This window comes from Streptomyces sp. NBC_01237 (assembly GCF_035917275.1).
Taxonomy (GTDB): domain Bacteria; phylum Actinomycetota; class Actinomycetes; order Streptomycetales; family Streptomycetaceae; genus Streptomyces.
This window is the reverse complement of the sequence record NZ_CP108508.1, coordinates 2,510,300-2,533,229: the sequence shown is the minus strand read 5'-3', so window position 1 is coordinate 2,533,229 and position 22,930 is coordinate 2,510,300. Positions and strand designations below refer to the sequence as shown.

Annotated in this window: 22 protein-coding genes; 10 read left to right on the top strand and 12 right to left on the bottom strand. The window is 73.3% G+C overall.

Features of this window, described 5'->3' with window-relative positions; translation table 11 throughout:
* Positions 1-248 precede the first annotated feature (248 nt).
* From OG251_RS11245 to OG251_RS11220, 6 genes are all read right to left on the bottom strand, one after another.
* Positions 249-1,154: an ECF transporter S component gene (locus OG251_RS11245; RefSeq protein ID WP_326677028.1), complete on the bottom strand. Its 906-nt coding sequence runs from the start codon at positions 1,152-1,154 to the stop codon at positions 249-251.
* On the bottom strand, positions 1,151-2,920 hold the full coding sequence (locus OG251_RS11240; protein ID WP_326677027.1) for an ABC transporter ATP-binding protein: 1,770 nt from the start codon (positions 2,918-2,920) through the stop codon (positions 1,151-1,153). The genes OG251_RS11245 and OG251_RS11240 overlap by 4 nt, the downstream gene beginning before the upstream one ends.
* Positions 2,917-4,062, bottom strand: a complete 1,146-nt coding sequence (locus OG251_RS11235; protein ID WP_326677026.1) for an energy-coupling factor transporter transmembrane component T — start codon at positions 4,060-4,062, stop codon at positions 2,917-2,919. Before OG251_RS11235 ends, OG251_RS11240 begins: the two co-directional genes overlap by 4 nt.
* A complete protein-coding gene (locus tag OG251_RS11230; protein ID WP_326681222.1) occupies positions 4,059-4,706 on the bottom strand; it encodes an SCO2322 family protein in 648 nt (215 codons plus the stop codon). The genes OG251_RS11235 and OG251_RS11230 overlap by 4 nt, the downstream gene beginning before the upstream one ends.
* 134 nt (positions 4,707-4,840) lie before the next feature.
* A complete protein-coding gene (locus OG251_RS11225) occupies positions 4,841-6,097 on the bottom strand; it encodes a prenyltransferase/squalene oxidase repeat-containing protein (protein ID WP_326677025.1) in 1,257 nt (418 codons plus the stop codon).
* A gap of 276 nt (positions 6,098-6,373) precedes the next feature.
* On the bottom strand, positions 6,374-7,411 hold the full coding sequence (locus OG251_RS11220; protein WP_326677024.1) for an MBL fold metallo-hydrolase: 1,038 nt from the start codon (positions 7,409-7,411) through the stop codon (positions 6,374-6,376).
* A gap of 213 nt (positions 7,412-7,624) precedes the next feature.
* Here OG251_RS11220 and OG251_RS11215 point away from each other — a divergent pair, with 213 nt between their 5' ends.
* From OG251_RS11215 to OG251_RS11195, 5 genes are all read left to right on the top strand, one after another.
* Positions 7,625-9,085, top strand: a complete 1,461-nt coding sequence (locus OG251_RS11215) for an aldehyde dehydrogenase (protein WP_326677023.1) — start codon at positions 7,625-7,627, stop codon at positions 9,083-9,085.
* Positions 9,085-9,318, top strand: a complete 234-nt coding sequence (locus OG251_RS11210; protein ID WP_073724853.1) for a ferredoxin — start codon at positions 9,085-9,087, stop codon at positions 9,316-9,318. Before OG251_RS11215 ends, OG251_RS11210 begins: the two co-directional genes overlap by 1 nt.
* A gap of 214 nt (positions 9,319-9,532) precedes the next feature.
* Positions 9,533-10,012: a hypothetical protein gene (locus OG251_RS11205; protein ID WP_326677022.1), complete on the top strand. Its 480-nt coding sequence runs from the start codon at positions 9,533-9,535 to the stop codon at positions 10,010-10,012.
* 235 nt (positions 10,013-10,247) lie between these two features.
* The gene (locus OG251_RS11200) at positions 10,248-11,042 is read left to right on the top strand and encodes a 3-hydroxybutyrate dehydrogenase (RefSeq protein WP_326677021.1); all 795 of its coding nucleotides are present in this window, start codon (positions 10,248-10,250) and stop codon (positions 11,040-11,042) included.
* Positions 11,043-11,226: 184 nt separating this feature from the next.
* Positions 11,227-13,200, top strand: coding sequence for a helix-turn-helix domain-containing protein (locus OG251_RS11195; protein ID WP_326677020.1), 1,974 nt, complete (start codon positions 11,227-11,229; stop codon positions 13,198-13,200).
* 71 nt (positions 13,201-13,271) lie between these two features.
* Here the strand turns inward: OG251_RS11195 and OG251_RS11190 are convergent, their stop codons facing one another.
* Positions 13,272-13,883, bottom strand: a complete 612-nt coding sequence (locus OG251_RS11190) for a TetR family transcriptional regulator (protein ID WP_326677019.1) — start codon at positions 13,881-13,883, stop codon at positions 13,272-13,274.
* Between the two features lie 229 nt (positions 13,884-14,112).
* Between OG251_RS11190 and OG251_RS11185 the strand changes: the two genes are divergently transcribed.
* The 3 genes from OG251_RS11185 (at position 14,113) to OG251_RS11175 (ending at position 17,322) form a co-directional block, all read left to right on the top strand.
* The gene (locus OG251_RS11185) at positions 14,113-15,426 is read left to right on the top strand and encodes a glycosyltransferase family 4 protein (protein ID WP_326677018.1); all 1,314 of its coding nucleotides are present in this window, start codon (positions 14,113-14,115) and stop codon (positions 15,424-15,426) included.
* An 85-nt stretch (positions 15,427-15,511) separates the two neighbouring features.
* Entirely contained in the window at positions 15,512-16,252 is a 741-nt protein-coding gene (locus OG251_RS11180) for a class I SAM-dependent methyltransferase (RefSeq protein ID WP_073724865.1), read from the top strand.
* Positions 16,249-17,322: a prenyltransferase gene (locus OG251_RS11175; protein ID WP_326677017.1), complete on the top strand. Its 1,074-nt coding sequence runs from the start codon at positions 16,249-16,251 to the stop codon at positions 17,320-17,322. The genes OG251_RS11180 and OG251_RS11175 overlap by 4 nt, the downstream gene beginning before the upstream one ends.
* A 13-nt stretch (positions 17,323-17,335) precedes the next feature.
* Here the strand turns inward: OG251_RS11175 and OG251_RS11170 are convergent, their stop codons facing one another.
* Positions 17,336-17,629, bottom strand: coding sequence for a hypothetical protein (locus tag OG251_RS11170; protein WP_326677016.1), 294 nt, complete (start codon positions 17,627-17,629; stop codon positions 17,336-17,338).
* A 139-nt stretch (positions 17,630-17,768) separates the two neighbouring features.
* Between OG251_RS11170 and OG251_RS11165 the strand changes: the two genes are divergently transcribed.
* Both OG251_RS11165 and OG251_RS11160 read left to right on the top strand, forming a co-directional pair.
* Positions 17,769-18,323 carry a hypothetical protein gene (locus OG251_RS11165; protein WP_326677015.1) on the top strand — a complete coding sequence of 185 codons (555 nt, stop codon included), beginning with the start codon at positions 17,769-17,771 and terminating at the stop codon, positions 18,321-18,323.
* Between the two features lie 40 nt (positions 18,324-18,363).
* Positions 18,364-19,146, top strand: a complete 783-nt coding sequence (locus OG251_RS11160; protein WP_326677014.1) for a maleylpyruvate isomerase family mycothiol-dependent enzyme — start codon at positions 18,364-18,366, stop codon at positions 19,144-19,146.
* 15 nt (positions 19,147-19,161) lie between these two features.
* Here the strand turns inward: OG251_RS11160 and OG251_RS11155 are convergent, their stop codons facing one another.
* From OG251_RS11155 to OG251_RS11140, 4 genes are all read right to left on the bottom strand, one after another.
* A complete protein-coding gene (locus OG251_RS11155; protein WP_326677013.1) occupies positions 19,162-20,172 on the bottom strand; it encodes an LLM class F420-dependent oxidoreductase in 1,011 nt (336 codons plus the stop codon).
* Between the two features lie 113 nt (positions 20,173-20,285).
* On the bottom strand, positions 20,286-21,098 hold the full coding sequence (locus OG251_RS11150) for a DUF5336 domain-containing protein (RefSeq protein WP_326677012.1): 813 nt from the start codon (positions 21,096-21,098) through the stop codon (positions 20,286-20,288).
* Positions 21,099-21,274: 176 nt separating this feature from the next.
* Positions 21,275-22,213: an N-acetylmuramoyl-L-alanine amidase gene (locus tag OG251_RS11145; protein ID WP_326677011.1), complete on the bottom strand. Its 939-nt coding sequence runs from the start codon at positions 22,211-22,213 to the stop codon at positions 21,275-21,277.
* 23 nt (positions 22,214-22,236) lie between these two features.
* A complete protein-coding gene (locus tag OG251_RS11140; RefSeq protein WP_326677010.1) occupies positions 22,237-22,893 on the bottom strand; it encodes a class I SAM-dependent methyltransferase in 657 nt (218 codons plus the stop codon).
* Positions 22,894-22,930 lie beyond the last annotated feature (37 nt).

The following is a 22,930-nucleotide window of genomic DNA, read 5'->3' as shown; positions in this document are numbered from 1 at the left end:
CGCTCCGCACCCGTGGAACTCGGCCCGTTGGTGCGGGCCCTGTGGTGCTCGGCGACGTGATCCATGGTTAGCGGCGCCGTCCGGCCGACGCAACGACCCCCGGTACGACCTCGCCTCGCACTCAGGGACCAAGGTCCTTCATGGGAGGAAGCGCATCGGGCCAGGTCGATACGGGTTTGTCGGGGTGAATGGTGCGGTTTCGGACCTACTGCCCCCGGTAGTGGAGGACCAAGGTCCTGTGGGGTCCTTCACCCCTTCGGGACCTCGAATGTGACCTGGGCCTCGAAGGCGGCGCGGCGGGTGGCCCGGCGCAGGGCCCTCAGCAGGGCGGGTCCGACCGTGAGTGTCAGGGCCACCGTGAGCACGGCCCGGCCCAGGTCCCAGCCGAGCGAGGTCGCCGTGCAGTACGCCAGGAAACGGGTCAGGTTCTCGGACAGCGGGCCGCCCTCCACGAACGAGATGCCCGAGCCGAGCCCCGTCACCAGCGTCCAGCCGTACAGATTCATCACGGTGCCGTACGCGAACGCCGCCACAGCGCCGTAGGCAGCCAGCATCAGCAGCTCCGCCCGGCCGCGCAGCCGGTCCGGGCCCGGCAGCAGCCCCGCGCCCATCGTGAACCAGCCCATCGACAGCATCTGGAACGGCATCCACGGGCCCACCCCGCCCGTGAGCAGCGCGGACGCGAACATGGTCACCGCGCCGAGCACGAAGCCGAAGCCCGGCCCCAGCACCCGGCCGCTCAGCACCATCAGGAAGAACATCGGTTCCAGGCCCGCCGTACCCGCCCCCAGCGGGCGCAGCGCGGCACCGACCGCCGCCAGCACCCCCAGCATCGCGACCGCCTTCGCGTCCAGGCCGGAGTCGGCGATCATCGCCACGACCACCCCGACGAGCAGCGGCAGCAGCGCCCCGAAGAGCCATGGCGCGTCCTGCGCGTGCGCGAGGCCGAACTCCTTGCCGGCGAGCAGCGGCCAGCCGAAGGCGGCCACGCCGATCGCGCTGATCAGGACGAGCGCGGCGATCGCCCGCGGGCCGAGCCGCACCGGCCGCGCCCGCCGGCCGGCCGGCGCGTCCGCGCCCCTCGCCCCGGTCCCGTGCGGCGGCCCCGTCACGCGGGCCCCGTCCGTACCGGATCGGTCCGCCGTGCCCGTCATGCGGTGCCCTCCAGAGCGGTTCGTACCTGCGTCACGGTCAGCCACTCCTGCGGGGCCAGCACCTTCGCGGTCTGCGGGGCGAACGCGGGCGAGGAGACCACCACCTGCCCGGTCGGGCCGTCCGCGACGACCTCCCCGTCGGCGAGGATCACCACCCGGTGGGCCACCTCGGCCGCGAGTTCCACGTCGTGCGTCGCCAGGACGATGGCGTGCCCTTCTTCGGCCAGCCCGCGGAGCACACCCACCAGCCGGGCCTTGGCCGCGTAGTCGAGGCCGCGGGTCGGCTCGTCCAGGAGCAGGAGCGGGGGACGCGCGGTGAGGACGACGGCCAGGGCCAGCGCGAGCCGCTGGCCCTCGGAGAGGTCGCGGGGGTGGATGTCGTCCGGTACGCCCGGCAGCAGCTCCGAGACCAGGGCCCGGCAGCTGCCCGCCCCGGCACCCGCGTCGGAGTCGGCCGCGGCGCACTCGGCGGCCACCGTGTCCGCGTACAGCAGGTCGCGCGGTTCCTGCGGGACCAGCCCGACCCGGCGCACCATCTCGCGAGGATGTGTACGGGACGGGGCCAGACCGCCGACGAGGACGGTGCCCGAGGTGGGCTCGATCATGCCGACGAGGGCGGCGAGCAGCGTGGACTTGCCCGCTCCGTTGCGGCCCATCAGCGCCACCGTTTCACCGGGGGCGAGGGTGAGCGACACCCGGCGCAGGGCCTCGACCCTGCCCCGCCGGACCCCGAGGCCGTCGACCCGGGTGACGGGGTCGGCGACGGCGTCCCGCGCGGGGGCGGCGCTCCCGCGCCCCAGCAGCCGGGCGAGCGGCCCGCGGTGTACCGCCCCGCGGGCCGGTGCCGGGGCGGCACCCACCGGAGCCCCCGCCGGACCGCCTGCCGCAGCCGCCGTGCCCACCCGGCCGGCCCCCGTACCCGCCGAGGCCGGCACGGCGGGGGGACGGACCGACGCCAGCCGGTCCCGGAGTCCCGATGCCCGGCGCCGGGCATCGCGCACCGACAGCGGCAGCGGGTCCCAGCCCGCGAGCAGCCCCAGCTCCGCCACCGGCGGACGTACGGGCGACACCGCCATGATGTCCGCGGGCGCGCCCATCACCGGCGCGGCGCCGGGGGACGGCAGGAGGACGACCTGGTCCGCGTACTGGACCACCCGCTCCAGCCGGTGCTCGGCCATCAGGACCGTCGTGCCCAGGTCGTGCACCAGCCGCTGGAGCACGGCCAGGACCTCCTCGGCCGCCGCCGGGTCCAGCGCGGACGTCGGCTCGTCCAGCACCAGCACCTCGGGGTGCGGTGTGAGCACCGAACCGATCGCGACCCGCTGCTGCTGGCCGCCCGACAGTGTGGCGATCGGCCGGTCGCGCAGCTCGGCCAGGCCCAGCAGATCCAGCGTCTCCTCGACCCGGCGGCGCATCACCTCGGGGGCCAGGCCCAGCGACTCCATGCCGTACGCCAGCTCGTCCTCGACGGTGTCGGTGACGAAGTGGGCCAGTGGGTCCTGGCCCACCGTGCCGACCAGATCGGCCAGTTCACGGGGCTTGTGGGTACGGGTGTCCCGGCCGCCGACCGTGACCCGGCCGGTCAGCACCCCGCCGGTGAAGTGCGGAACGAGACCGGACACGGCGCCGAGCAGCGTCGACTTGCCGACCCCGGACGGGCCGACAAGCAGCACCAACTCGCCCTCGGGCACGGTGAGATCGACCCCCGACAGGGTCGGCGAGTCCGTTCCCTCGTACCGTACGGAAACCTGCTCGAACCTGATCACGCCTGCTCCTTGGAGCCGTTGGGGGACGGCGGTACCGGTGCGACCAGCGCGGGCAGCAGCCCGATCAGCGTCGCGGCGGCGGGCCACAGCGGCAGCACCGGGGCGACCGGAGGGACGACGCCGGGGTGCAGCGCCTCCGCGTCGACGCCGCCCGCCCAGATCATCGCGGCCGCGACCACCGCACCCGAGCCCGCCACCAGCCAGGCCCGCGCCCCCCACCGGTCCGGGCGGTAGCGGGTCCGTACCGAACGGCGCCCGCCGAGCCGCAGCCCGGCCATCGCCGCCACGAGCCCGGCGAGCAGCAACGGCAGCCCGTACACCGCCCCCTGCGAGGCCAGCAGCCCGTATGTGCCCGCGCACACCCCGAGCAGACCGCCCAGGGTGAGGACATTCGTGGTGTGCCGTACGGCGGGCGGCACCTGGGCGCTGCGCCCGTAGCCGCGCGCGTCCATCGACGCCGCCACCGCGACCGAACGCTCCAGCGCGCCCTCCAGCACCGGCAGGCCGATCTGCGCGACGGCCCGGATGCCCCCGGCGGGCCGGCCCCGCAGCCGCCGTGCGGTGCGCAGCCGCACCACGTCGGCCACCATGTGGGGCGCGAACGTCATCGCGACGACGACGGCGACCCCCACCTCGTACAGCGCGCCCGGCAGCGACTTCAGCAGCCGGGCAGGGTTGGCCAGTGAGTTCGCCGCGCCGACACAGATCAGCAGGGTCGCCAGCTTGGCCCCGTCGTACAGCGCGAAGAGCAGCTGCTCGGCGGTGACCCGGCCACCGATCCTGACTCCCCGCGCCCAGTCGGGCAGGGGGACTTCGGGCAGGGTGAACACGGTGTGCGTCCCCGGGATCGGCGAACCGAGGAACATCGAGAACAGCAGCCGCACCCCGACGACGAAGAGCCCGAGCTTGAGGAACGCCCCGTACGAGCGGGCCCACGGCGCGTCCGTACGGCGCGCCGCCACCACATAGCCCGCCACGCCGACCAGCAGCCCGAGCAGCAGCGGGTTGGTGGTCCGCGAAGCCGCCGTGGCCAGTCCCAGGGCCCACAGCCACCACGCCCCGGCGGGCAGCGCGTTGCCGCGGTCGGCCTCGGGCGCACGCAGCGAACGGTGGAGCCGGGCCGTGCCGGTGGAGCGGGTCATCGGCGGCGGCGGGCCTGGAGGACGGCGGCGATCCCGAGCAGCAGCACGGCGCCGACACCGACCAGCACACCGGCCGACGGCAGGCTTCCGCCGTTCCCGTCACCGTTCCCCCGGGCGGCGGTGGACGCCGAGTTTGGGGTCGCGTCCCCGGGCGCGGCCGACTTCCTGCCGCCGTCACCGCCGCTGTCGCCGGAGACCTGGTCCCCGCAGCCCGATGCCGGATAGCCGGAGATCGCGCAGAGCAGTGCGTCACCGCTGTACCGCAGTGGCTTCGCCACCGAGGCGAGCGCCTCCGCGGTGCTCGCGTCCGGTCCGACCCGCGCACACGCGGTACGCGGCGCGGGCGGCGTCTCCCCGTCCGGGGCGTCCGCCGCCGTACCGGAGTCGATGACCAGCGCTACCCGCTTGGTGCCGTCCTCGGCCGGGGTACCCGCACAGATCGCCCCGAAGCCGGGGGCCCGGCGCGGCTGGGCCGCGTCCTGGGAGTCCTGGCTCACGGAGAACCGGAAGCCCTGCACCGTGCCGTCGTCCGGGCGGACCAGGGACGGCCCCTGGGTGGCGTACTCCCAGGACTTCCCGTTGCCCTCCCAGAACGACCAGTAGCGGTATCCGGCCGCGTGCGCCGTCCCGGCACCCAGCAGCATCGACACGGCCGCGGCGACGGCGAGCAGCAGCGCGGCGGTCAGCGCGCCGGTGCGCGTGACAGACGCCGCGCCGGTGCGGGCGACGGCCGGTGGGGTGCTTGGTGTCCGGTGCGGTGATCCGCCCCGCGCGCGCCTCACAGCCGCGGGTTCTTCCCACGCCGGCTGATCAGGAATCCGATGCCGACGCCGACGACGAGGCCGATGCCGACCAGCCACCAGACGCCGAGCGCGCCGTCGTCGCTGCTGGTGTCGCCCTTCGGCCGCTGGGCGCTCGCGGTCGGCGAGGGGACGGCGGTGGCGGCGGGAGCCGGGCCGGTCGCGTTGAGCTGCTTGACGAGGTCGACACCGCCGAAGTCACGGGCGTCCGTGCCGGTCGCGTGCGCGGCGAGGACCAGCTGCGCGGTCGCGGCGGGTCCGCCCTGCCGCGCCCAGCCCTTCGCGTTCTTCTCCAGCCACCGGACCGAGGCCGCCGCCTTGTCCTTGTGACCGGAGGCGGCCAGGGCGACGACCGCGTCCGCGGTGTTGCCGAAGTCGGGCTTCGGCGTGGTGTCGTCGGCGCCCGGCATCGGCGGCAGGTTCAGGTGGGGCGAGGCGCCGAGGGCGCCCGCGAGGTAGTGGGCCCCGTTCTGCGCGGTCTGCTCCGGGGTGAGGCCGGTGCCCTTCGTGCAGACGGGGTCCTTCACCGCGTTGGAGTTCCCGACGGCGAGGCCCTTGCCCATCGAACCGAGCACCCCGGCGGCCGTGGCGTCCGCGTTGGCGGTGAGCTTGCCGTCCTTGCCGGGCTGGTAGGCGAACGCGCCGCCGTCCTTGCCGCCGCACGGGAGGGCGAAGCTCTGGAGCGCGGCGTAGGGGGTGCGGCCGCCGTCGGTGGTGACGTCGCCGAGCAGGAGGCCCGCCCTGGCGAGGGCGCCGATCACGACGGCGGTGGAGTTGGCGTCGCTCGGGCTGCCCGCGTTGTAGCCCCACCCGCCGTCCTCGTTCTGGACCGACTTCAGCCAGCTGACGCCGTTGTCGACGGCCTCGCGGTGCACGGCGAGCTCGACGAGCGCCTGGACGGCGGCGGCGGTGGCGTTGGTGTCCATGACGGTCGACGCGTCGCACGGCCTGCCGGCGTCCCGGTACGCGGGGAAGGCGCCGCTGTCGCACTGCTGGCCCACCAGCCACTCCACCGACTGCGTGGCCGGCGTGACGTACTCGACCTTCTGCGCGAGGAAGGCCAGCGACTGCCGCCAGACCCCGTCGTACGTCGGGTCCCCGGTGCCGTACAGGCCCGGCGGGAGGTCGGCCTTCGCGGACGGCGAAGGGCTCGGTGCGGCGACCGCGGCGGGGGCGGCGGCGGCCAGGAGTACGGCGGTGGTCACGAGCGCGCTGACGCTGCGTCGTACGGTCATGGCTGGCTGGGCCTCTCCTGCGAGGGCCGGGCACGGGCACACCGAGGCACCGGGCTCCGGCCCCGTATACCTCGACGGTGCCGGCCACCGGGGTCCCGGTGGCACGAGCCGGTCACGCGCCGGCAGGGTGGTCCGGCTCACCACCGGTGCGGCGGTTCACGGTTGCGCGGTCAGCGCCGGATTCGCACCGGCTTCCCCCTGTACGGGCATGATGACGACCCGCTCACTCTACCGGGGCGCGCGGGACCTCCCCCGCGGCCGGGCCGGAGGACTCGGTCACACCGCGACGTACGTCACCGGGTCGCCGCCCACCACCGCCTCCGCGCGCCCCAGCTTCACCAGACGCCGCAGATGGGACTCGGCCTCGGAGACGGCGATGGACCGCGAGGTGTGCGGGATCTGCGCCCAGGGCCGGTTCCACTCCATCCGCTCGGCCAGCTGCCACGGGGTGAGCGGCACGGCGAGCAGCGCCAGCAGTCCGGTCAGCCGGTCCTCGTGGTGCTCCAGCAGCTCCCGTACGCGCCCGGCGGCGTCCGTGAACGCGTACTGGTGCGCGGGCAGCACCTCGGCGACCCCGAGCCGGCCGATCCGTTCCAGCGAGTCGAGGTAGTCGCCGAGCGGGTCGGTGACCGTGGTGTCGTCCGGGTCCTCGTACAGCCCGATGTGCGGGCTGATCCCGGGCAGCAGATGATCACCGGAGAACAGCCGCCCCCGGCCGGGCAGACCCGCCGGGTGGTCCTCCTCCAGATGCAGGCAGACATGGCCGGGGGTGTGCCCCGGGGTCCAGATCGCCCGTACCCGGCGCCCCGCGAGGTCCAGGAGCTCACCCGGCACGATCTCCCGGTCCGGCAGTGCGGCGCCCAGGCCGGGCAGTGTGCGCATCCGCCCCCGGTCGCGGGCGGCGCGCAGCGGGGCGAGGTGCTCCTCGGGGGCGCCGACCGCGGCGAGCTTCTCCGTGAGGTACGCCAGCCAGGTGGCGGGCTCCGTCGCACGGGTGCGGCGGACGATCTCGGTGTCCGCCGCGTGCATCGCGATCCAGGCCCCGGACGCCTCGCGGACCTGGCCGGACAGCCCGTGGTGGTCCGGGTGGTGGTGGGTGATGACGACGCCGTGGATGTCCGCGACGGCGACACCGAGCGCGGTGAGCCCCCCGACCAGGGTGTCCCAGGCCTCCGGGTCGTCCCAGCCGGTGTCGACCAGGACCGGGCCCCGGTCGGTGTCGACGAGGTGTACGAGGGTGTGGCCGAGGGGATTGTCCGGGATCGGGACCTTGATGCTGTGGACGCCTCCGCCGTGGTCGGTCACCTGCGTCATGGGCTCCGCCTCTCTGTCCCCGCCGTCCGTCCGGACGTCCGGGATGTCTCCGGACGACGGGGTGATCCCCCGGTGTGCGCCGGACTCACTGTAACGAGAACTTGTTGCAGCCGTGGACTCCTGGAACGGTAACTGGTATCAGTTCTGACACCTAGTCAGATGCGCTGGTCGGATGCGCAGTCAGGTACGTGCCGGTCGCGGGAGGCAGCAGCCATGACGGAGTTCGTGGAACACGGAAAACTGTTCATCGGCGGGGAGTTGACCGATCCGCTCGGCAGCGACGTCATCGAGGTGATCTCGCCGCACACGGAACAGGTCATCGGCCGCGTCCCGCACGCGTGCGAGGCCGATGTGGACCGCGCCGTCGCCGCCGCCCGCCGGGCCTTCGACGAGGGGCCCTGGCCGCGGATGACCGTCGACGGGCGGATCGAGGTGATCGCGCGGATCAAGGACGCCTTCGCCCTGCGCTACGAGGAGTTCGCCCGCGTCATCAGCTCGCAGAACGGCACCCCCTACAGCTCCAGCGTCATGGTGCAGGCGCTCGCCGCGATGATGGTCTGGGACTCGGCGCTCACGGTCGCCCGCTCCTTCCCGTACGAGGAACGGCGCGACGGGGCCCTCGGCCCGCTGCTCGTGCGCCGCGAACCCGTCGGGGTGGTCGCGGCCGTCGTGCCGTGGAACGTCCCCCAGTTCACCGCCGCCGCCAAACTCGCGCCCGCCCTGCTCGCGGGCTGCTCCGCCGTGCTCAAGGTCTCGCCCGAAACGCCGCTGGACGCCTACATCCTGGCCGAGATCGCCGCCGAGGCGGGGCTGCCGGAGGGCGTCCTGTCGATCCTGCCCGCCGACCGCGAGGTCAGCGAGTACCTGGTCGGGCACCCGGGCGTCGACAAGGTCTCCTTCACCGGCTCGGTCGCCGCCGGACGCCGGGTCATGGAGGTCGCCTCCCGCAACCTGACCCGCGTCACCCTGGAACTGGGCGGCAAGTCGGCCGCCGTGATCCTCCCGGACGCGGATCTGGACGCCGCCGTCGCGGGCATCGTCCCCTTCGCCTGGATGATCAACGGCCAGGCGTGCGTGGCCCAGACCCGCATCCTCGCCCCGCGCTCCCGCTACGAGGAGATCGCCGAGGCGTTCGCGGCGGCGGCCGGAGCGCTCAAGGTCGGCGATCCGCTCGACCCGGCGACCGAACTCGGCCCGCTGGTCGCGCGACGCCAGCAGCGGCGCTCCCTCGACTACATCCGCATCGGCCAGGAGGAGGGCGCCAAGATCCTGACCGGCGGCAGCCGCCCGGCCGCCCAGGAACGCGGCTGGTACGTCGAACCGACCCTGTTCGGCGACGTCGACAACTCCATGCGCATCGCCCGCGAGGAGATCTTCGGCCCGGTCATCTGCCTGCTCCCGTACGGGGACGAGGAGGAGGCGGTACGGATCGCCGACGACTCCGAGTACGGGCTGAGCGGCAGCGTATGGACCGCCGACACCGAGCGCGGCATCGACATCGCCCGCCGGATCAGGACCGGCACGTACAGCGTGAACACCTTCAGCCTGGACATGCTCGGCCCGTTCGGCGGCTACAAGAACTCCGGTCTGGGGCGGGAGTTCGGGCCCGAGGGGTACGGCGAGTACTTCGAGCACAAGATGATCCACCTGCCGGCCGGATACCAGGGGGCGTGATGGGAGACCGCTGGCACGTCGAGGTCGACCGGAGCGTCTGCATCGGCTCCGGCATGTGCGTCAACCACGCCCCGGACGGCTTCCGGCTGGACTCCGCCCGGCAGTCCCACCCCGCCGACGCGTCGAGCGACGCCAACGAGAAGGTCCTGGCGGCGGCGGAGGGCTGTCCCGTCGAGGCCATCACGCTGACGCTGCTCGGCTCGGGCGAGGTGGTGTTCCCGCCGGAGGACTGAGGGCGCTCCCGCCGTCCCCGGCGGGCGCCGCGGGGCGGCCCTTTGCCGTGCCGGCCCGGCGGGGACGGCAAGGTACGGGCGGGTAAGGGCTTCCCGCCAGGTCAGGCCGCGTGCGAAACTCCGGAAAAGATCGCACGGGCGCCCGCCCGGGAGCGAACGACCGGGCGGGGAAGCACCTGTGCGTAGGACAAGAGCGGCGGCACCTGCTGCCGTGATGAGCGCGATACTGATCGGCGTCGCGGGCTGCGGCCTCGGGGACCAGGACGCCCGGAGCGCGCCGGAGCCGCCCCCGTCGCCCACCGCGCCGTTCACCAAGGAAGCGGTGGCCAACGAGGTCGGCGCCGCGGCGGACGCCTCGGGGCTGCCGCCCGGCGACGACTCCACGGCCGGAATGCCCGAGGGGGACTGGCAGAAGTGCGTGGCGCCGTGGATGGCCGACGCCCCGGCGGCCGATGCGGCCGACGGCTTCGCCGCGACGGTCAGGACCCTGCGGAAGCAGGGCTGGAAGCTCACCACGAGCCACGCCGAGCGGGACGTCACCTTCCGTACCCTCACCAAGCGGGGGTGGAAGGTGTACGCGCGGCACTACGCGATGGACGGCTTCGGCACCGAACAGCCCGTGTCCCTCACCGCGGTGAAGGACGGCTGCGAGCTGCCCGAGGAGATCAAGGGCGACTTCCAGGACACCCTCTGACGCGCTCGGACGGCCCGGGTGCACCGGCCCGTGCGGTACGTCGGAGAGGCGGCGCTCAGGAGGTACGCGGCCGGCGCCCAGGTGTGTGAGCCCCAGCCCTTGTGCGCCCCCGGGCGTTCGCGCCGTCGCTTCCGCGGCCCGCCCCGCACCATGTGCGCCGCCACCATGTCCATGTACGGGGGTGTGGGTACCGGCCCCGTGTGATGCGCGCTGCGGCGTCCCTACCGTGACGGCCATGCAGACTTCCCCGAGTTCCGACCGGGCCCCCGCCCCGTCCCCCGCCGACCGGTTCCTGGCCGGGCGGACCGCCCTGGTGACCGGCGGGGCGAGCGGCATCGGACGGGCGTGCGCCGAGGCGCTGGCCGCCGCGGGCGCCCGGGTGCACGTGGTGGACAAGGACGCCGAGCCCGCGAGGGCCCTGGCCGAACGGATCGGGGGCACGGCCTGGGTGGTCGACCTCGCGGTGCCCGGGGTGGTGGACACCCTGCCCGCCGACCCGGACATCGTGGTCAACAACGCGGGCCTCCAGCATGTGGCACCGGTGCACGAGTTCCCGCCGGAGCGTTTCGCGCTGATCCACCGCGTGATGGTGGAAGCACCGTTCCGCATCTTGCGCCGCACCCTGCCCGGCATGTACGAACGCGGCTGGGGGCGCGTCGTGAACATCTCCTCCGTCCACGGGCTGCGCGCCAGCCCCTTCAAGTCGGCCTATGTGTCGGCCAAGCACGCACTGGAAGGACTCAGCAAGGTGGTCGCGCTCGAAGCGGCGGAGCACGGGGTGACGAGCAACTGCGTGAGCCCCGGCTACGTACGCACGCCCCTGGTCGAGAACCAGATCGCGTCGCAGGCCCGCACCCACGGCATCACCGAGGAGGAAGTGGTGGGCCGGGTGATGCTGGAGCGCAGCGCGATCAAGCGCCTGATCGAGCCCACCGAGGTCGCCGAGGCCGTGCTGTGGCTGTGCGGACCGCGTACCGGTCACATCACCGGCACCTCGCTCTCGATGGACGGTGGCTGGACCGCCAACTGACGCTCCCGGTATGGCTCGTGAGCCCGATCGCTGTGCCCGTCCCCTCCGCCCGTCCCCTCCGCCCGTCCCCTCCGCCCGTCCCCTCCGCCCGTCCCCTCCGCCCGTCCCCCTCCTGGCCGTCGGCTCCCGTCCGCCGGCCGTCCGCCCCCCACCCTCGCCCCGCCTCCCGAGAACGCTGGCGCCCATGTCTGCACCCTCCCCTTCCTCCTCCGCCGCGCCCTTCCTGCGCCGCCTGCTCGACCTGCTGGCCGACGACGCGCCCGCCGAGGCACTGGGCGCCGTCTCCTCGGAGGCGAGGGCGGCCGGGGTATCGGCGGGCGAACTGGCCGAGGTGGAGAAGGCGGCCTCCACCGCCCTGCGGATCAGGGGCGCCCTGCGTCAGCACCGGCGCCGGGAACTCCAGCTCACCGCCCTCTTCGACACCGCGGGCGACCTGGCCGCCTCCCGGGACCTGGACGAGGTGCTCAAGGCGATCGTGCGACGGGCCAGGATGCTGCTCGGCACCGACACCGCCTACCTCACGCTCCCCGACGAGGAGGCCGGGGACACCTACATGCGGGTGACCGACGGGTCCGTGTCCGTGGTCTTCCAGCGTCTGCGCCTCGAACTCGGCGAAGGGCTGGGTGGCCTGGTGGCCCAGACGGCGAGCCCGTACGCGACCCCCGACTACGGCACCGACGACCGCTTCCGCCACACCCGCGACATCAACGCCGGAGTGCTCGCGGAAGGGCTCGTCGCCATCCTGGGCGTGCCCCTGCTGCTCGGCTCCAGCCGGGGCGGTACGGGAAAGGTCATCGGCGTCCTCTTCGCCGCCGACCGCGCCCCCCGCGTCTTCAGCCCGGACGAGGTCGCCCTGCTGTGCTCGCTGGCCGCGCATGCCGCGATCGCCATCGACACCGCCCGCGCACTCGCCGACACCCGCTCCGCGCTCGACGAACTCGCCGGGGCCAACGCGGAGCTGGCCGCGGCGAACGCGGCGGTACGGGAGCACTCGGCGGCCATGCGGCGGGCCGAGGAGTCCCACGACAGGCTCACGGACCTGGTGCTGCGCGGCCGTGACGTCAAGGAGGTCGCGGCGGCCGTCGCCGGGCTGCTGGACAGCCCGCTGACCATCCACGACCCGGGCGGGCGGCCACTGGCCGCGGTCCGTCCCGACGGTGCGGATTTCGCCGTCGGCAGCATGGACGCCGGCTGGCTGGCCGAGACGGCCGAGGAGTCCCGTGCCGGGGCGCGCGCCGTCCACCGCGACGGGCGGGTGATCTGCGCGGTACTGGCCGGGCAGGAGCTGCTGGCCGGGCTCGTGCTGCACCGGCGGGACCGGCTCGACGACTCCGACCGGCGGCTCTTCGAACGGGCTTCGGTGGTCACGGGTCTGCTTCTGCTGATCAGACGCACCGTGGCCGAGACCGAGAACCGGATCAGGGGCGAGCTGATCGGCGATCTGCTGAGCGGCGCGGAGCGTGACCCGGCCGGTCTGGCCGAACGAGGCCGACGGCTCGGCATCGACCTGGACCGGCCCCATCTGGTGCTGGTCGCCGAGGCCGGGGCCCGCGAGCGGCTCGCCTCCGCCGCCATGCGGTACCTGTTCGGCGGCGACATCCACGGGGTGAGCGCCGAACACGCCGGAACGGTCGTCCTGCTGGTCGCGTACGAGGAGGACGGCACGGGCGCCCGGGAGGCGGCGCGGGCCGCGGCGGCGCAGCTCGGCCGGCTGGTCCAGGCCCCCGTCACCGTCGCCGCCACCGGGCCCGCCCGGGGTCCGCGCGAGCTGGCCGCCGCCTGTCTGGAGGCGGCGCGCTGTCTGCGGGCCATGCGGGCGCTGGGACGTACGGGCGAAGGGGCGTGTGTCGACGAACTCGGCTTCCTGGGCGTGGTGCTGGGTGACGCGCGGGACGTCGACGGCTTCGTCGCCGCCACGCTGGGGCCGCTGCTGCGCTACGACGAGCGGCGCGGGACCCATCTGGTGCGCACGCTCGCCGCGTACTTCGGCGCGGGCGGCAGTCTGATCCGGGCGAAGGACGAACTGCACGTGCACGTCAACACGGTGGTGCAGCGGCTCGACCGCATCCAGATCCTGCTGGGCCGTGACTGGAACGACCCGGACCGGGCGCTGGAGCTGCAACTCGCCCTGCGGCTCCATGCGTTGTCGGGCGGCTGACGGTACGGCGGGGACGCCCCGCGCCGTACGGTCACCGGCCGCCCGGCGCCGTACCGGGGCTGCCGCGCCCCCTACGGCGTAACGGGTTCCGCCGTCAGGTCGATGAGGCGGCAGACCGTCTCGATGTCTATCTTCACCTGGGCGATCGAGGCCCGGCCCGACAGCCAGGTGATCAGCGCCGAGTGCCAGGTGTGCTCGATGACCCGTACCGCGGAGAGCTGTTCCGGCGTCGGGTGCTCCAGCCCCATCGAGTCCAGGATGATCGCCGTCGTGAGCCGCGAGACGGTGTCCACCTCGGGGCTCACGCTGCGGTCCGCGAAGGTCAGCGCCCGTACCATCGCGTCCGCCAGATGGGGTTCGCGCTGGAGGGCGCGGAAGGCGCGCATCAGTGTCTCGGCGACCCGCTGGGCGGCGTCGTTCCCGGCGGGCGGGCGCTTGCGGAGCGTGGTGTGCATGTGCTGGAGCTGATCCTGCATGGTGGCGACCAGCAGATGGACCTTGGAGGGGAAGTAGCGGTAGAGCGTGCCCAGGGCGACCCCGGCGGCCTCGGCCACCTCACGCATCTGCACGGCCTCGAACCCGCCCCGGCTGGCGAGCTGGGCGCTGGCGTGCAGGATGCGGCGGCGGCGGGCCTCCTGGCGTTCGGTCAGCGGAGGCGCTGCCGGTCTGGCTTCCGCGGTCATGACTCCCCATCCATGGCTTTCGTCCGCATCCGAGAGCGGTCGAGCGAGCTTCCGGGCGCGCACAGCATGCCAGGGTGCCTGCCGTGGCGCGAATCACCTGATCCGGCCGTCACGCCATCGCTACCTGCCGGTAGATTCGGTCCTCATTGAACGATCCAGTCTGAAACTTGTTCTAGATTAGCGCGAGCGGTTACGCTCCGGCGAACACGCAGTGAGAAGGGGGCCGAGTGTGACCGCTGAGGCCATAGAGACGGGCCCCCGCACGGGCGTCGGCACGTCCGGCAGTACCGGCGACCGGCCGTTGCGCATCGCACTCCTCACCTACAAGGGCAACCCCTTCTGCGGCGGCCAGGGCGTCTATGTGCGCCACCTCGGCCGTGAGCTGGCACGCCTGGGTCACAGCGTCGAAGTCATAGGCGCCCAGCCCTACCCGGTGCTGGACGAGGGCGTCACGCTCACCGAGCTGCCGAGCCTGGACCTCTACCGGCAGCCCGACCCGTTCCGCACCCCGGCCCGCGGCGAGTACCGCGACTGGATCGACCTCGCCGAGGTCGCCACCATGTGGACCGGCGGCTTCCCCGAACCCCTCACCTTCAGCCTGCGGGCCCGGCGCCATCTCGCCGCCCGCCGGGGCGAGTTCGACGTCATCCACGACAACCAGACCCTCGGCTACGGTCTGCTCGCCGACCTCGGCGCCCCCCTGGTGACCACGATCCACCACCCCATCACCGTGGACCGGCAGCTCGATCTGGACGCCGCCGAGAACCGCCGCCGCCGCGCCTCCGTGCGCCGCTGGTACGGATTCACCCGCATGCAGAAGCGGGTCGCCCGACGGCTGCCCTCCGTGCTCACCGTCTCCGGTTCCTCCCAGCAGGAGATCGTCGACCAGCTGGGCGTACGCGAGGACCGCATCCGGGTGGTGCACATCGGCGCCGACACCGACCTCTGGTCGCCCGACCCCTCGGTCGCCGAGGTGCCCGGCCGGATCGTCACCACCTCCAGCGCCGACGTCCCGCTCAAGGGCCTGGTCCACCTCGTCGAGGCGCTCGCCAAGCTCCGCACCGGGAACCCGCACGCGCACCTCGTGGTCGTCGGCAAGCGGGCCGAGGACGGGCCGGTCGCACAGGCCATCGAGCGGCACGGGCTCCAGGACGCCGTCGAGTTCGTCAAGGGCATCAGCGACGCCGAGCTGGTCGACCTCGTGCGCAGCGCCGAGATCTCCTGTGTGCCCTCGCTGTACGAGGGTTTCTCGCTGCCCGCCGCCGAGGCCATGGCCACCGCCACGCCGCTGGTCGCCACCACGGGGGGCGCCATCCCCGAGGTCACCGGCCGGGACGGGGAGACCTGCCTCGCCGTGCCGCCCGGCGACGCGGACGCGCTGGCCGCGGCGCTGGCCCGGCTGCTGGGCGACCCGGAGCTGCGGGCCCGCCTCGGAGCGGCCGGCCGTGACCGGGTTCTGGCCAACTTCACCTGGGCCAGGGCGGCCGTCGGCACCGCCGAGCTGTACCGTCAGGCGATCGCGGCCAGCGGAGCCCGCAGGTGACCGCCCCCGGCGCCCCCTGACCCTGCGGCGCTCCCCGACCCACCCCCCCCGGAACCCGTACCTCCGACCTCGAAGGCAGGCCCTTGTGCTGACCGTCGACTTCACCCGCTTCCCGCTCGCCGCAGGCGACCGAGTGCTCGATCTGGGCTGCGGTGCCGGCCGGCACGCCTTCGAGTGTTACCGGCGCGGCGCCCAGGTGGTGGCCCTCGACCGCAACGGCGAGGAGATCCGCGAGGTCGCGAAGTGGTTCGCCGCGATGAAGGAGGCGGGGGAGGCCCCCCGGGGCGCCACCGCCACCGCGATGGAGGGCGACGCGCTCAATCTGCCGTTCCCCGACAACTCCTTCGACGTCGTGATCATCTCCGAGGTCATGGAGCACATCCCCGACGACAAGGGCGTGCTCGCCGAGATGGTCCGGGTCCTCAGGCCCGGCGGCCGGATCGCGATCACCGTGCCGCGCTACGGCCCCGAGAAGGTCTGCTGGACCCTCTCCGACGCGTACCACGAGGTCGAGGGCGGCCACATCCGCATCTACAAGGCCGACGAACTGCTCGGCCGCATCCGTGAGGCCGGGCTCAAGCCGTACGGCACCCACTACGCCCATGCGCTGCACAGCCCCTACTGGTGGCTGAAGTGCGCGTTCGGAGTGGGCCGCGACGGCAAGGACGCCGCCCTGCCGGTGCGCGCGTACCACAAGCTGCTGGTCTGGGACATCATGAAGAAGCCCCGGGCCACCCGGGTCGCCGAGCAGCTGCTCAACCCGGTCGTCGGCAAGAGCTTCGTCGCGTACGCCACCAAGCCGCACCTCACCAAGGCCGAGGCGTGAGCACCCCCGAGCAGACCGAACACCTCGTCCTGCCCGGCGTCCTCACCGCCGAGCAGGCCGCCGAGACGGTCGCCGCGCTGGTGGCGGCGCAGTGCGAGGACGGGGCGCTGCCCTGGTTCCGCGGCCACCACCTCGACCCGTGGGACCACACCGAGGCCGCCATGGCGCTGGACGCGTCCGGCGAGCACGCGGCGGCGGAGCGCGCCTACGACTGGCTCGCCCGCAACCAGAACGCCGACGGCTCCTGGTACGCGGCCTACCACGACGGTGATCCCCGGCAGCCGACCGACCGGAGCCGGGAGAGCAACTTCTGCGCCTACGCCGCCGTCGGGGTCTGGCACCACTACCTCGCCACGGGTGACGACGCGTTCGTCGACCGGATGTGGCCGACCGTCTACGCCGCGGTCGAATTCGTCCTGGGGCTCCAGCAGCCGGGCGGTCAGATCGGCTGGAAGCGCGAGGCCGACGGCACCCCGGTCACCGACGCCCTGCTGACCGGCTCCTCCTCCGTGCACCAGGCGCTGCGCTGTGCGCTGGCCCTCGCGGAACGGCGTGAAGAGCCGCAGCCCGACTGGGAGTTGGCGACCGGTGCGCTCGCCCACGCGATCCGCAGCCACCCGGAACGCTTCCTGGACAAGAGCCGTTACTCGATGGACTGGTACTACCCGGTCCTCGGCGGCGCGCTCACCGGAGCCGACGCCACCCGTCGTATCCAGGACGGCTGGGACCGTTTCGTGGTCCCCGGACTCGGGGTCCGCTGTGTGCTGCCCAACCCCTGGGTGACGGGCGGCGAGAGCTGCGAACTCGCCCTGGCGCTCTGGGTGACGGGGGAGTCCGACCGGGCCCTGGAGGTCCTCCAGTCCATCCAGCACCTGCGCGCCGAGGGCGGCCTGTACTGGACCGGATACGTCTTCGAGGGCAACCGGGCCTTCTGGCCCGAGGAGCTCACCACCTGGACCGCCGGGTCCCTGCTGCTCGCGGTGGCCGCGCTCGGTGGAGACGAGGCGACCACCGCGGTCTTCAGCGGTGAACGGCTGCCCTCCGGCCTGGAGCCGGACTGCTGCCGCTGAACGGCCGGGGCGGTCAGGAGCGGCCGACCCGGCCCGCGACGGCGTGGCCCACGGCGAGGTAGACGACGGCCGCCAGACCGTAGCCGGCGACGACCCGCGCCCACGCCTCGTCGAAGGTGAACAGGTCGTACGACCAGCCGGCCAGCCACCTGGCCGAGTCCTGGACGAACTGCACCAGATCGTTGCTCCGGTTGGCGTCGAGCAGATACATCAGGATCCACAGGCCGATGATGAAGGCCATGATGTCGGCCACGACGGCGATGACTCGTGCTGCGGTGACGCTTCCTTTACCGGTTCTGTGAGACATGGACTCCGGGTTGCCGCTCCGCGCCGGGTGAAACCCGGACGGGTGGCACAAGTGGCGGCCCGGGGCCCTGCGGGCCAGCCTGACCAGGAGTGCCGATCTCCGGCACTCGGTGCGAAAGTGCCCGGTCAGGGAGGCCGCCGTGCCCCGTTCCATGCCGCTTCGCCGTCTCCTGGTGGCGCTGCTGATGTCCTGTGCCGTGCTGGTGGGCGGCACCGCGTGCGGTGACAGCGACAGCGGCGACACCACGAGCAGCGCGGCGACGCCCAGCGGCTCGGCCTCCGCGGAGCGGCAGAAGCTCGCCAAGACCCGGTTCGTGGCCAACGCGGGCCTGGCGGCCGGAGCGACGTACCAGTGGATCGTGAAGCCCTATCGCGCGGGCACGTTCAAGAAGGGTGCCGACGGCCGGACCTTCGCCGTCGTCAAGGCGGGGCTGGCGGGCGCCTTCGCGTACAACCGGCTCAAGGCGGCGGCGGACAACGCCAAGGGCGACCCGCTGCTGGCGAAGGCCGTCGCCCCGCTGACGGCCGGTATCGAATCGCTCAGGGGGATGGCCACCAGGCTCCGCAAGGGCGAGGCGGGCGACGGTGACATCGGCGCCTTCGAGAACGTCATCAACGGCATCAAGGACGCCGGGAGGAGCGCGGGCGCCGAGGTGAAGGACAAGGTCCCCTCCACCGCACAGCTGAGCGGATAATGGAGTGGGGCGGTGCGGTGACAGCGCTTAGGGTGCGGCCATGACGCTTCTCCCGTACGACCGTTACTGCGACGAGATCCTCCACCAGACCGACGAACTGAGGGCGGTCCTCAAGGGCGCCGACCTGACGGCGACCGTTCCCAGCTGCCCGGACTGGAACCTTCGGGAACTCGCCGTCCATGTCGGCGGCGCACACCGCCGGGTCGGTGAGATCGTGCGGAGCCGGGCCGGTGAGGACATACCCGACGAAGGGATTCCGGGGTTCGCCGGGCCCGAGGGGGACGATCCGTCCGCCCTCGACACCTGGCTCGCCGTGGGCGCCGCGTCGGCGGTCGCGGCCCTGCGCGAGGCCGGGCCGGGTACGGAGGTCTGGACGTGGGCCTGGGAGCGCCGGACGGACTTCTGGGTGCGGCGCATGACGCACGAGACGGTCGTCCACCGCGCCGACGCCACCCTGGCGGCCGGGACCGGTTTCGAGGTGGCGCCCGAGGTGGCCGCCGACACCATCGACGAATGGCTCCGGATCGTCTCCTTCGTCCAGGACGGCGGTGAGGACCCGGAGGCGGCCGAACTGCGGGGCGCCGGGCGCTCGTTGCATCTGCACGCCACGGACGTGCCGGGCGCCGAGTGGCTGATCGAGTTCGGCGAGGACGGCTTCACCTGGCGGCGGGCCCACGAAAAGGCCACCGTCGCCCTGCGCGGACCGCTCACCGATCTGATGCTCGTCTTCAACCGCAGGCTGGACCCCGGCAGTGACCGGGTCGAGGTGCTCGGCGACGCGGAACTGCTGGACTTCTGGCTGGAGCGCTCGTCCTTCGGATGAGCCGTGCGGGGGCGCTCAGCTGTTGAGTTCGGCCAGCACCCGCAGGGTGGCCGGGTCCGGCGCCGTGACCAGGAGATCGGTGACCGGCCCCTGGCGCCACAACTCCAGCCGCTCCTTGATGCGTTGGCGTGGCCCGACGAGCGAGATCTCATCGGCGAAGGCGTCCGGCACCGCGGCGACCGCCTCCTGCCTGCGGCCCTGGAGGAACAGGCGCTGGATGTGCCGGGCCTCCTCCTCGAAGCCCATCCGGGCCATCAGATCGGCATGGAAGTTGCGCGCCGCGTGCCCCATCCCGCCGATGTAGAAACCGAGCATCGCCTTCACCGGCAGCAGCCCCTCCGCGACGTCGTCGCAGAGCCGCGCCCGCGCCATCGGCGCGATCATGAAGCCGTCGCGGAGCCCGGTCAGCGCGTCCGCGTACACCTCGGTGCGCAGCGGTGACCAGTACAGCGGCAGCCAGCCGTCCGCGATCCGGGTGCTCTGGGCGATGTTCTTCGGCCCCTCCGCGCCGAGCAGTACGGGCAGGGCGGCGCGCAGCGGATGGGTGATCGGCTTCAGCGGTCTGCCGAGTCCGGTGCCGTCCGGGCCGGTGTACGGGTGGGAGTGGAAGCGCCCGTCGAGCTCGACGGGCGCCTCCCGCGCCAGGACCTGGCGGATCACATCGACGTACTCGCGGGTGGCGGTCAGCGGGCTCTTCGGGAACGGGCGGCCGTACCACCCCTCCACCACCTGCGGCCCCGAGAGCCCGAGCCCGAGCATCATCCGGCCGCCCGAGAGATGGTCCAGGGTCAGCGCGTGCATGGCGGTCGCGGTGGGCGTGCGGGCCGCCATCTGCGCGATGGCCGTGCCCAGCCGGATGCGGGAGGTGTGGGCGGCGATCCAGGTCAGCGGGGTGAAGGCGTCCGAACCCCAGGCCTCCGCCGTCCACACCGAGTCGTAGCCGAGATCCTCCGCCTCCCGGGCCAGCGCGAGATGGCCGGGGTCCGGGCCGCGGCCCCAGTATCCGAGAGCGAGTCCGAGCCGCATTCCGGTCCCTCCGACGGTATATGACGATGCGTCAGGTCACTGCCGCGTGAGGGACTGTACGACAACGGCCCCCCGCCCGGAAGGGCGAGGGGCCGCGGGGCCGTGCGTGGACGTCAGCCGCGCTGGATGCCCGTGGTGTCCTGGAGGACGCCACGACGGCCGTCCTGCGTCTGGGCGATCAGGCCCGGACCGCGCTGCTCCACCGCGAGGTACCAGGTGCCCGGAGCCAGTTCGGCGATCGGGTTCGGCGAACCGTCCTCGCCGTACAGCGGACGGGCCACCGGAACGGCGAACCAGAACGGGGTGAAGTCGGCGGCCGGAGCGCCGCCGCCCTGCGGGGCCTGCTGCGCCTGCTGCGCCTGCGCGGCCTGCGGCTGGGCCGCGTCGGGCTGACCGGGCTGCGGCTGCGCACCGTACGGCGACTGCTGGGCGCCGGGGTAGCCGTAGCCCTGGCCGGGCTGGGCGCCGTAGGGCGACTGGACGGCCTGCGCGGGGCGGGGCGCACCGGCGAGCGGCGCCTTGAGCGCGGGGATGAGCGGACCGGCGACCGCACCGGCCGCCAGCACGATCGCCGCCAGCAGGCCGAGGATCATGCCCGCGCCCGCGTCATTGGCGTCGATGGTCGTCCAGAAGGCGGTCCACAGCGCGAAGACGCAGAACGCGGCACCGAACGGGGCCAGATCGAACCCCGCGACCTTGCGGCCGGGAGTGGCGCGACCGACGATCAGCAGCGCCGCACCGATGACACCGGCCAGGAAGATGCTCATCAGGAGCGAGAGCGAGTCCCAGGCGTTCGCGCTGAACTGGGAGCAGTCGACGCCCTGCGGGCAGTCGTAGCCGGAGAGGTCGAGGAAAGAGGCGATGAACAGCACGACCGCTGCTCCGATCACCACGCCGTCGCCTCGAGTGAGGGAGCGGATATTCACGTGAAGGTCCTTAGTCGGTCGTCTCGTCGGGGCGGTCGTCGCTGCCGCCTTTGCGGCGGGTACGGCACGAAGCTCGGGGGCGGCTCCCCATCGTACGGATGAATCTATCGTCTGCCCGGTCGGGTTGTGCCCCGGACCGGAGCCTGGTCGGCTATCCCCCCAAATTCCCCCCAGAACTACCCCTTGAGGTAGCCGGTGATGCCGTCGGCCAATCCCTGGGCGGCCTTCTGGCGCCAACTGCCGCTGGTGAGCAGGGCGGAGTCCTTCGGATCACGCATATTGCCGCATTCGATGAAGACTTTGGGCACGGTCGACAGATTCAGTCCGCCGAGATCCTTACGCGTGTCCAGACCGGTATTGCCGCCGATGTAATTGGAGGGCGCAGTTCCGGTCGCCCGGAGGAAGTTGCCCGCGATCCGGGCACCGAGATCGGCCGACTGTTCGACGATCTTCGAGGTGTCCGCCGCGCCGCTCCGGACAAGGGCCGGAAGAATCACATGGAAGCCGCGATTGCCCACCGCCGACCCGTCGGCGTGCACCGAGACCACCGCGTCGGCCGCGGCCTCGTTGCCGATCCGGGCCCGTTCGTCCACGCACGGGCCGAAGGGGCGGTCGTTGTCGTACGTGAGTTTCACCTTCGCCCCCTGCGCTTCGAGCAGGTCGCGCAGCCGGTGCGACACATCGAGGGTGAACAGGGCTTCCGCGTAACCCCCGTTGGTGGAGGTCCCGGTGGTGTCGCACTCCTTGGTGCCGGTGCCGATGTTCACCTGGCGGCCGATCTCCCGGGTGTGTTCGCGGTTGCGCGGATTGTGCCCCGGGTCGATCACCACGGTCCGGCCGGTGAGCGGCCCCTTCGGCAGGGGTTTCGTGGACGCGGAGGAGGTGGCCGGCTTCGGCTCGGGGCTCTTCGACGCGGACGGTGACACCGGGGCGGACGGGGAGGGCGGTGCGGACGTGCCGGCGCCGGAGCCCGGACGCGGCTGCACGGGGGCCGCCCCGCCGTCACCCCCGCCACCGCCTCCGCATCCGGTGACGGTCAGGCAGAGCGAGGCCAGCGCGGCGGCGAGCAGCGGCCGGGCGCGGCGAGTGGGGGGAACGCTGTTGTCGTGACGCACGCGGGCGATGCTATCGGGGCGGCTCAGATCCCCGTTCCGGTGCGCCGCAGGACACGGAGCGAGTCCGTCACCGACACCTCCGCGAACGCCCCGGAGGCCAGTGCCCGCTGATGGATCCGGTACGGGGCCTGTCCGCCGTCGGCCGGGTCGGGGAACACGTCGTGGATGACGAGCAGCCCACCCGGCGCCACGTGCGGGGCCCAGCCCTCGTAGTCGCCGCTCGCGTGCTCGTCGGTGTGCCCGCCGTCGATGAAGACGAGGCCGAGCTCTCCGCCCCAGACCGCCGCGACCTGCGGGGAGCGCCCCACGAGCGCCACCACGTGCTCCTCCAGACCGGCCCGGTGCAGGGTGCGCCGGAAGGCCGGCAGGGTGTCCATCCGCCCGACCTCCGGGTCCACCACGGTCGGGTCGTGGTACTCCCAGCCGGGCTGCTGCTCCTCGCTGCCGCGGTGGTGGTCGACGGTGAGCGCCGTCACGCCGGCCGCACGGGCGGCGTCGGCGAGCAGGATCGTGGAACGCCCGCAGTACGTCCCCACCTCCAGCAGCGGCAGCCCGAGCGCGGCGGCCTCGGCGGCGGCCGCGTACAGGGCGAGCCCCTCGTGTACCGGCATGAAGCCCTTGGCGGCCTCGAACGCGGCGAGAATCTCCGGCTTGGGCCCGGCTGCGGACTCGGCGGCCACGGGTTCCTCCTGGTGGGGCGGGGGCGGGTGCGGAACG